The organism is Streptomyces zaomyceticus (assembly GCF_014656215.1).
Classification (GTDB): Bacteria; Actinomycetota; Actinomycetes; order Streptomycetales; family Streptomycetaceae; genus Streptomyces; species Streptomyces zaomyceticus.
In genome coordinates, this window is sequence record NZ_BNBZ01000023.1 from 111,264 (window position 1) to 120,005 (window position 8,742).

The following is an 8,742-nucleotide window of genomic DNA, read 5'->3' on the forward strand; positions in this document are numbered from 1 at the left end:
GTGAACCGAAGCCGGCCACGCGCGCGATAGAGAAGGCGTGAGACTGTTGCGCCCCGCAGGGGGAGGCCCCTCCGGGGGCGACGAGGACGACGCGGCGCTGCTGCGCGCGGTCGCCCGGGGGGACACCGAGGCGCTCGCCGTGCTGTACGACCGGCACGCCGGCTGGCTCCACGCCCGCCTCGCCCGGCGTTGCCAGGACGAGGAGACCGTACGGGAGGTCCTCCAGGACACCTTCGTCACCGTCTGGCGCTCGGCCGGCTCCCACCGCGGCCGGGGTGAGGCCGGTGGCTGGCTCTGGGTGATCGCCGCCCGGCGTCTGGTGGACGCCCGGCGGGCGGGGGCCCGCGCCGAACGCGCCGCCGCCGCGCCCGCGGAGCCGCCCGTCGCCGCGCCCTCCGCCGAGGACCGTGTCCTCGCCGGGCTGGAGTACGGCGAGGTCGGAGCCGCTCTCGACCGGATCTCGCCCGAACTCGCCGAGGTCCTGCGGGCGACCGTCGTCGACGGTCTGACGACCCGCGAGACCGCCCGGCTCCTCGGCATACCCGAGGGCACCGTCAAGACCCGCGCCCTGCGCGCCCGCCGAGAGCTGCGCGCCGCTCTCGGGGCGGCCCGCCCCGGGGGCCCGCACGCCTTGGGAGGCACCGCATGACGGCACCCCGTGCACCCCGACCCCCTCGGCCGTCCGGCCCTCCTCGGCCGTCCGACCCCCGTCGACCTCCCTGGCACGTCGGCGACGCCCTCGCGCTCCGGTACGCGCAGGGCGCCGCGCCCGAGACGGACGCCTGGTCCCTGGAGAAGCACGTCGAGTCCTGCGCGCCCTGCGCGACCCGTGTCTCGGCCGCCGTCCGCGCCGGCGCGGCGGGACCCGTGCTGGCGGAGGTCCGCTCCGCCCTCCTGACCTCCCTCGGACACCGGACGGCCTCCGCACCCGCCGCACCCGCCGACCGCGCGACCGCGCCGCGAAGCCCTCTCGGCCGGGGGGCGCGGCTCTGGTGGACCGTCGGGCCCGCGCTGCGGGGTTCCTGGGTGGTGGCCGTGCTCCTGGTCGTCGGCGGGGCCTTCGGACTCGCCTACGGAGCGGGGGTCCAGGGGGCCCGGAGCCTGCTGCTCGCCGTCTCCCCGGCCCTGCCGCTCGCCGGTGTCGCCGTCTCGTACGGGCGCCATGCCGACCCGCTGTACGAGATCACCGCCGCCACCCCGTCGGGCGGGCTGCGGCTGCTGCTCACCCGCACCGCCGCCGTCCTCGCCGTGTGCGTACCGCTGCTGACCGCGGGCGGGGCGCTGCTTCCGCCGGTGGCCGGGTTCCCGGGAGCCGCCGCCTGGCTGCTTCCCGGCCTGGCGCTGACGCTGGCGACCCTCGCGCTCGGCTCGTTCGTCGGCTGCCGGCCGGCCGCCGCGACGCTCGGCGGCGGATGGCTGCTCGCCGTCACGGGCCCTCTGCTCGGACGGTCCGAAGCGGGCGGGAGCCCGGGAGCCGCCGCGCTCACCGCGTACTTCTCCGGCCCCGCCGCGCAAGGGGGGTGGGCCGCCGCCGCACTGGCCTGCGCGGCCCTCCTCGCGCTGCGGCGCCGTTCCTTCGACCACCTGGAGCCCCGGTGAACCCCTCGACCGCCGTCGCGGTGACCGGACTGACCGTCCGCCACCGCCGTACCGTCGCCCTCGACCGGCTCGATCTGTCGCTCGGCCCCGGCGTGCACGGTCTGCTCGGCCCGAACGGAGCCGGGAAGACCTCTCTCATCCGGGTCCTCGCGACCGTCGCCGCGCCCTTCTCCGGCCGGGTGGAACTGCTCGGCGGGGACGCGACGAGCCACCGGGAGCGCACCGGAATCCGGCGCCGCCTCGGCTATCTGCCGCAGGAGTTCGGCTACTACCCGGGTTTCACGGTGCGGGAGTTCGTCGCGTACGTCGCCTGGCTCAAGGAGATGCCGTCCGACCGGGTCCCGGCGGCGGTGGAGCGGGCGGTGCGGCGGGTCGGGCTCGGCGACCGGATCGACGCGAAGATGAAGACGCTCTCCGGCGGTATGGTCCGGCGCGCCGGAATCGCCCAGGCCGTCGTGAACGAGCCGGAGCTGCTGCTGCTCGACGAGCCGACGGCCGGTCTCGACCCGGAGCAGCGGGTCGATTTCCGCTCACTGCTCAGGGAGTTGGGCACGGGGGCGACGGTGGTGGTCTCCACGCATCTGGTGGAGGACGTGGCCGCGGCCTGCACCGAGGTCGCCCTGATCGAGGGGGGCCGGCTGGCCTTCCAGGGCACGACGGGCGAACTCACCGCGCTCGGCGGGGTGTCCACGGAGGGGAACGACTCCACGACGCACGCCGTGGAGCGGGGCTACACGGCCGCACTGCGCGCCCACCGGACATCCGCGGAGAACGCGCGGGAGGCGCTCCGATGACCACCTCCCCCGCTCCTCCCCGTACCCGCCGCGCCACTCCCCCGGGAGCCCCTTCCCCGCTCGTCACCGAGCTGCGGCGCGGGCTCGGGCCCTGGACCGGCGTCGCCGTCGCGCTGACCGTCCTCCTGTCGATGTACGGGAAGGCGCCCGACTGGCAGAGCCGTTGGTCCGATGCCACCCAGCTCCTGCACGTCACGGCCGGGCTGCTCGCCGGACCGCTCACCCTCGCGGCGGGCTGTTGGCAGGGCGGCCGGGACCGGCGGCGCCGGACGACGGACCTCTGGGAGTCCGTCCCCCGCCCGCTCCTCCGCCGGCTGGCCGTCGCGGTCGCCCCCTCCGTGCTCTGGCCCGCCGCCGGACTGCTCCTGGCCGACGTCGTCTGTCTCCTCGCGACCTGGCCCTACGTCTCGGAGGGCCGGCCCTTCCTCGAACTCCTCGCCGCCGACGTGGTCGCCGTCGCCGCGCTCGGCGCCCTCGGCCATGTCGTCGGACGGCTGGTCCGCTGGCGGCTCGCGGCCCCGCTCCTGGGCGTCTTCGGATACGTGGGCCTGGCGATCGGTTCGTACACGGAGAGCGCCGCGCGCTGGCTCGGCCCGGCCTCCGAGCACCAGTCCGTCTGGGACCGTCCGGTGTGGTGGTTCGCCCCGGTGTCGATGGTGTGGGCGGCGGGGCTCGCTCTCTCCGCGCTCCTCGCGTACGGGCTCCGTCCGGCGCGCCTGCGGCCGCTCGCCCTGCTGCCGCTGGCCGTGGCGGTCGCGGCCGCCGCTCCGATCCTGCGACTGCCGACGGACACGGGGCCGTGGCGGCCGGATCCGGCCCTGGCCCGGCCGGTCTGCGACGACGGCACTCCGCAGGTGTGCCTGACGGCCGTGGACCGGGCACTGCTGCCGGAGGTGGCGGCGGCGCTCGCCCCGCTGAACTCCCGTCTCAGGGGGCTGCCCGGCGCGCCCGTGCGCTGGGTCTCCGGCCCTTACGGGCCGACCCGCCCCGGGGACGTCGAACTGCCCGACACGGGGCAGGACGCGACACGCGGCCGGCTCACCCGCCCGGATCTGTACCTGAACTCGGCCGTGTCCTGGCTGTTCTCCACCACCTGCCGGCCGGGCGAGAACACCGGTCCGAACGCCGAGCGGGCGAGCGTCGTCCACCTCGCCGTCAGCGAGTGGCTGGCCCCGACACCGGCGGACTACGGCGTCGATCCCACCGCGGCCCAGCCCTACATCGACCGGCTCCGCGCCAAGTCCCCGGCCGCCCAGCGCGACTATCTGGCGCGCTATCTCGCGGCGAAGGGCTGCGACCCGGACAAGGTGCCGGTCCCGTGAGGCCTCTCCTCGTCGAGCCCGGCCTCCGTCGCACCGGCCCCCTGCGGCTCTATCTGCGCTCCCGCGCCCTGCCCGGCGCACTCGCCGCACTGGTCTGCACGGCGGCGTTCGGCGCCGGCGCGGCCCGATGGCTGGTGTCGCTGCCCGACTTCGACCACACGGCCCGGCTGCCGGTCGTCGTCTTCGGCCCGCTGCTCGCGACGGCCGCGATCGGCACCAGTCTGTACGCGCCGTGCGACGAACTGGACAGGACGGCGGTACGCGCGTGGTGGCCGCGCCGCCTCGTCCATCTCCTCGCCCCGACGGCGCTCGCCGCGGTCCTGTTCGCGCTCGCGGTGCCGGGGCACACGGAGGCCTTCGGCCCACCCGCGGCCGTCCGCAACACGCTGGGCCTCACGGGGGTGACGGCGGGCGCCGCCGCCCTTGTCGGCGCCCGGCTGAGCTGGCTGCCGCCGGCCTTCTTCGTGGGCACGGTCTATCTCGCGGCCCCGTCGCGGCCGGAAGGTGCGGCGCAGTGGTGGGCCTGGGTGATGCAGCCGGGTCCGGGGACCGGGGCGTGGACGGTGGCGCTCGGCGCGTTCGTGGCGGGCTCGGTCCTGTACGCGTGGCGGGGCGCGCGCCGCACGACGGCGGAGTCATAGGCGTACGACGGTGGAGGCGTGCGGCGGCCCGGGCCGGGCAGGCGCGGGCGGCTCCCTCACGAATGTCCTCGCGGGGATGTTCAGCCGAGGAGCCACTCCTTGGTCAGCCCCATGACCTCCGCGCGCGAGCGGCCCCCGTGATCGGCCACGATCAGGTCGTCGGCCACGCGGATCGAGAAGGCGAGCATGCTGCGGACCTCGACGTCGCCCTCGTCGGGGCAGATGCCCCGGAAGAGCGAGCGCAGGTATTCCATCCGGCGGTTGTCGGCGCGGCGGAGGCGCGCGGCCACGGTCTCGTCGCGCCGGGCCCAGTCGCGGACGGCGTGTTCGACGGAGGTACCGGTCACGGGCCCATCGGCGACCCCCTCGACGAAGTCGAACAGCCGGTCCAGCTTGGCCCGGGGGTCCCCGCCGCCGCTCTCGATCCGCTCGATCACCGCCTCGGTGACCTCGCGCTCCCAGAGGTCGAGCATCTCGGCGAGCAGGGCGTCGCGGTTGGCGAAGTACCCGTAGAAGCCGCCCTTGCTCACCCCGAGGGCCTGCGCCAGCGGCTCGATCCTCACGGCCTCGGGGCCACCCTCGGCGAGCGCGCGGAAGCCCTCCTCGATCCATCGGCCGCGGGGTGTGCGGATCGTGCCCATGGTGTGTCGCTCCTCACTTCGCCCGTACCCCGACCGACTATACGGCGGCGTACAGACGGGTCCGCGGCCGATCCGTGCGCCACCGTGCGCAAGCCGAGCGGTCCGCTCGGCTTCCCCCGTACGGACCTGCCGTGATCAAGCCAGTCCGCCGCCGCGGGGTGTACCGATGGTGTCGCGGGGAATCCGGCGCGAAGGGGAGGTGGGCCGGGCCGGACGAACCCGGGGAGCGGGCCGGGCGGGCCCGAGGGGCCGGACCGGGCGGGCCCGGGCGCGGGTCGGGCGGGCCTCGGAGGCAGGGCCGGGCGGGCCCGAGGGCCGGCTGTGGCCGGTGGGCGCGCCTCCGCGGACCGATCCGTTTCCGCCAATCCGCGTCACTTCCGCCGTCCGCGTCCCATCTCCCTTCCCCCACCACACGTTTGTCCCCGCCGTCGTCGCCCCACGAGGATGGCGGGGACCGATCGCCGAGACGAGAACGGAGCGACCGACCATGGCAGAACCCGTGACCCTCGACCGCCGCGAAGGACCGCACGGAGAGGTCGTACTGCGCCGCCGGGACGAGCACTTCGAGATCATCGCCAACGGCACCTTCCTCATGGACACCTCCGACGGGCGCTCGGAGCGGCTCCTGATCGAGGCGGCGCAGGCCGCGCTGCCCGAGGATTCCCGGGCCGGCGCCTCCGTTCTCGTCGGCGGCCTCGGGGTCGGCTTCTCCCTGGCCCACGCGGCCGCCGACCCCCGCTGGGGCCGGATCACGGTCGTCGAGCGGGAGGGGGCGATCATCGAGTGGCACCGGCAGGGCCCGCTCGCCTCGGTCTCCGGGGCCGCGCTCGCCGACGCTCGGACAGTGATCCTGCACACGGACCTGGTGGAGCACCTCCACACCTCCCCCGACACCTACGACGCCCTCTGCCTGGACATCGACAACGGGCCCGACTGGACCGTCACCGAGGACAACGAATCCCTGTACGGGGCCGAGGGATTGGCGGCCTGCGCGGCCCGTCTCAACCCCGGTGGAGTGCTCGCCGTCTGGTCGGCCAGACCCTCCGCCGATTTCGAAGGGTCGTTGCGGAATGCCGGATTCAGCGGGGTACGGACGGAAGAGATCCCCGTTGCCCGGGGCGTCCCCGACGTGGTCCACCTCGGCGTCCGTCCCGGATAACTCCTGGATAGCCGGGACGCCACCGGTACCTCTAGGCTGCTGAGCCGACATCGGCGACGCGAGGCGGGGCAATGGAGCAGACACACACCACTCACCACGGTGCGGCGGCCACTCCGGGTGCCCAGCGCCGGGTACTCGTGGTCGAGGACGACGCCACGATCGTGGAGGCGATCGCCGCGCGACTGCGCGCCGAGGGCTTTCTCGTCCAGACCGCGACCGACGGCCCGGCGGCCGTGGACGCGGCCGAGGCCTGGCAGCCGGACCTGATGGTCCTGGACGTGATGCTGCCCGGTTTCGACGGCCTGGAGGTGTGCCGCCGGGTCCAGGCCCAGCGCCCCGTCCCGGTCCTCATGCTGACCGCCCGCGACGACGAGACCGACATGCTGGTCGGCCTCGGCGTGGGCGCGGACGACTACATGACCAAGCCGTTCTCGATGCGCGAGCTGGCCGCCCGGGTGCACGTACTGCTGCGCCGGGTGGAGCGGGCCGCGCTGGCGGCGGTCACCCCGCGCAGCGGCATCCTGCGGCTGGGCGAGCTGGAGATCGACCACGCCCAGCGCCGGGTCCGGGTGCGCTCCGAGGACGTGCACCTGACCCCGACCGAGTTCGACCTGCTGGTCTGCCTGGCCGGCACGCCCCGGGCGGTGCTCTCCCGCGAGCAGCTGCTGGCCGAGGTGTGGGACTGGGCGGACGCCTCGGGCACCCGGACCGTGGACAGCCACATCAAGGCGCTGCGCCGGAAGATCGGGGCCGAGCGCATCCGCACGGTCCATGGCGTCGGCTACGCGCTGGAGACCCCGGCGCTGTGAGCCGGCGGGGGCCCGGAGGGCCGCGGGAGCTGCGGGGGCCGGGCGGCGGGGCCCGCCGGCCGCGGCGGATCGTGATCTCGATCAAGACGAAGCTGGGCACGCTGGTCGTCGGCGCGGTCCTGCTGACCTCCGGGCTCGCCCTGGTGGCGATCCGCACGTCCACGGAGTTCCGGTACATCACGATCTTCGCGATGATCGCGACCCTGCTGATCACCCAGTTCGTGGCGCAGTCCCTGACGGCGCCGCTGGACGAGATGACGACGGTGGCGGGGACGATCTCTCGCGGTGACTTCACCCGCCGGGTGCGGGGCGCGGACCGGCGGGACGAGCTGGGCGACCTGGCGTCGACGATCAACCGCATGGCGGAGGATCTGGAGGCCGTCGACCGGCACCGCAAGGAGCTGGTCGCCAATGTGTCGCACGAGCTGCGCACGCCGATCGCCGCGCTCAGGGCCGTACTGGAGAACGTCGTGGACGGGGTGTCCGAGGCGGATCCGGAGACCATGCGGTCGGCGCTCAAGCAGACCGAGCGGCTGGGCCGGCTCGTGGAGACGCTGCTCGATCTGTCACGTCTTGACAACGGTGTCGTCGCGCTGAGGGCGAGCCGCTTCGAGGTCTGGCCCTATCTGTCCGGAGTTCTGCGGGAAGCGAACCTCGCCGCCTCGCAGCGCGGCCTCTCGTCCACCTCCGGTCTGCACAACCGCACGGACGTGCATCTGCACCTGGACGTGTCGCCGCCGGAGCTGGTGGCGCACGCGGACGCGGAGCGGCTGCACCAGGTGATGGCGAACCTGATCGACAACGCCGTGAAGCACTCGCCGCCGCACGGCCGGGTCACGGTCAGGGCCCGGCGCGGCCCGTACCCGGACTCGCTGGAGCTGGAGGTCGAGGACGAGGGTCCCGGCATCCCGGAGTCGGAGCGGCACAAGGTCTTCGAGCGCTTCAACCGGGGCGCGGCGCCGCTCCGGCAGGGCCCGGGGAGCGACGGCGGCACGGGGCTCGGTCTCGCGATCGCCCGCTGGGCGGTGGATCTGCACGGCGGCGGCATAGGCGTGGCCGAATCATCACGTGGATGCCGGATCAGAGTCACTCTTCCGGGCAGTCCTCAGTCGAGAGATTGACGTAGGGTTCGAACCGGAAGAGCTCGTTCTGCGTGTACATGAGCAGGACGTGATCAGGGGTGCGGCCGAAGAGGGCCGTGCTCGCGCTTTTCCGTACCCTCACACATGCGGAACCCCGCTTGTTTCCCGCCATTCACGGCGCCGAAACACCTCGTCAAGTGTGACTTGCACGACGTTGGCGCTCCCCGCCTGCACCTCCCGGCCGGACAGGCGTAGCCTTTATTTCCGCTGTCCATCACCTTGTGAAGCGGAAGAGGGCGGTTGCCGCCGTGTCGTCTCAGTCCCCCAGTACCCCGAGCTCCCCGACCGACCAGGACGGGCAGGGCAAGAGCCCCGCAGCCGCCTTCGGTGCCAATGAGTGGCTCGTCGACGAGATCTACCAGCAGTACCTCCAGGACCCGAATTCGGTCGATCGTGCCTGGTGGGACTTCTTCGCCGACTACAAGCCCGGAGCGTCGGAGACCCCGACCGCCCCGGCGCCCACCACTCAGAGCGTGCCCGCCACGCCGCAGACGGGCCCCGCACAGGCCGCGCCTGCCGCTCCCGCGGCCGTTCCGGCTCCCGCGCCCGCTCCGGTCGCGGCTCCGGCCCCCGCGCCCGCTCCGGCGCCCGTGAAGCCTGCCGCGGCCCCGGCCGCGAAGCCGGCCGCCGCCGCC

The 8,742-nt window shown here is 74.5% G+C and carries 10 protein-coding genes; 9 read left to right on the forward strand and 1 reads right to left on the reverse strand.

The features are described from left to right. Positions 1–37: 37 nt before the first annotated feature. From IE311_RS26430 to IE311_RS26450, 5 genes are read left to right on the forward strand one after another with little or no spacing between them, the layout of a single operon-like run. Positions 38–649 (forward strand): RNA polymerase sigma factor, encoded by a 612-nt coding sequence (locus IE311_RS26430; protein WP_189834313.1) that lies wholly within the window; start codon positions 38–40, stop codon positions 647–649. Continuing rightward, a complete protein-coding gene (locus tag IE311_RS36855; RefSeq protein ID WP_229902173.1) occupies positions 646–1,599 on the forward strand; it encodes a zf-HC2 domain-containing protein in 954 nt (317 codons plus the stop codon). The genes IE311_RS26430 and IE311_RS36855 overlap by 4 nt, the downstream gene beginning before the upstream one ends. After that, on the forward strand, positions 1,596–2,393 hold the full coding sequence (locus tag IE311_RS26440) for an ABC transporter ATP-binding protein (protein ID WP_229902174.1): 798 nt from the start codon (positions 1,596–1,598) through the stop codon (positions 2,391–2,393). Before IE311_RS36855 ends, IE311_RS26440 begins: the two co-directional genes overlap by 4 nt. Beyond that, positions 2,390–3,715, forward strand: a complete 1,326-nt coding sequence (locus IE311_RS26445; protein WP_189834314.1) for a hypothetical protein — start codon at positions 2,390–2,392, stop codon at positions 3,713–3,715. The genes IE311_RS26440 and IE311_RS26445 overlap by 4 nt, the downstream gene beginning before the upstream one ends. Continuing rightward, the gene (locus tag IE311_RS26450; protein ID WP_189834315.1) at positions 3,712–4,356 is read left to right on the forward strand and encodes a hypothetical protein; all 645 of its coding nucleotides are present in this window, start codon (positions 3,712–3,714) and stop codon (positions 4,354–4,356) included. The genes IE311_RS26445 and IE311_RS26450 overlap by 4 nt, the downstream gene beginning before the upstream one ends. 80 nt (positions 4,357–4,436) lie before the next feature. On the opposite strand, the gene IE311_RS26455 is transcribed toward IE311_RS26450, so the two are convergent. Continuing rightward, positions 4,437–4,997: a TetR/AcrR family transcriptional regulator gene (locus IE311_RS26455; protein WP_189834316.1), complete on the reverse strand. Its 561-nt coding sequence runs from the start codon at positions 4,995–4,997 to the stop codon at positions 4,437–4,439. A 487-nt stretch (positions 4,998–5,484) separates the two neighbouring features. Here IE311_RS26455 and IE311_RS26460 point away from each other — a divergent pair, with 487 nt between their 5' ends. From IE311_RS26460 to IE311_RS26475, 4 genes are all read left to right on the forward strand, one after another. Further along, complete coding sequence (locus tag IE311_RS26460) at positions 5,485–6,156, forward strand: spermidine synthase family protein (RefSeq protein WP_189834317.1); 672 nt, start codon at positions 5,485–5,487, stop codon at positions 6,154–6,156. A 71-nt stretch (positions 6,157–6,227) separates the two neighbouring features. Then, the gene (locus tag IE311_RS26465) at positions 6,228–6,965 is read left to right on the forward strand and encodes a response regulator transcription factor (protein ID WP_189834318.1); all 738 of its coding nucleotides are present in this window, start codon (positions 6,228–6,230) and stop codon (positions 6,963–6,965) included. A 29-nt stretch (positions 6,966–6,994) separates the two neighbouring features. Continuing rightward, positions 6,995–8,086 (forward strand): HAMP domain-containing sensor histidine kinase, encoded by a 1,092-nt coding sequence (locus IE311_RS26470; protein ID WP_189834333.1) that lies wholly within the window; start codon positions 6,995–6,997, stop codon positions 8,084–8,086. Between the two features lie 269 nt (positions 8,087–8,355). Then, positions 8,356–8,742, forward strand: a 387-nt coding sequence (locus IE311_RS26475; RefSeq protein ID WP_409351072.1) for a 2-oxoglutarate dehydrogenase E1 subunit family protein, incomplete at its 3' end; no start/stop codon positions are given.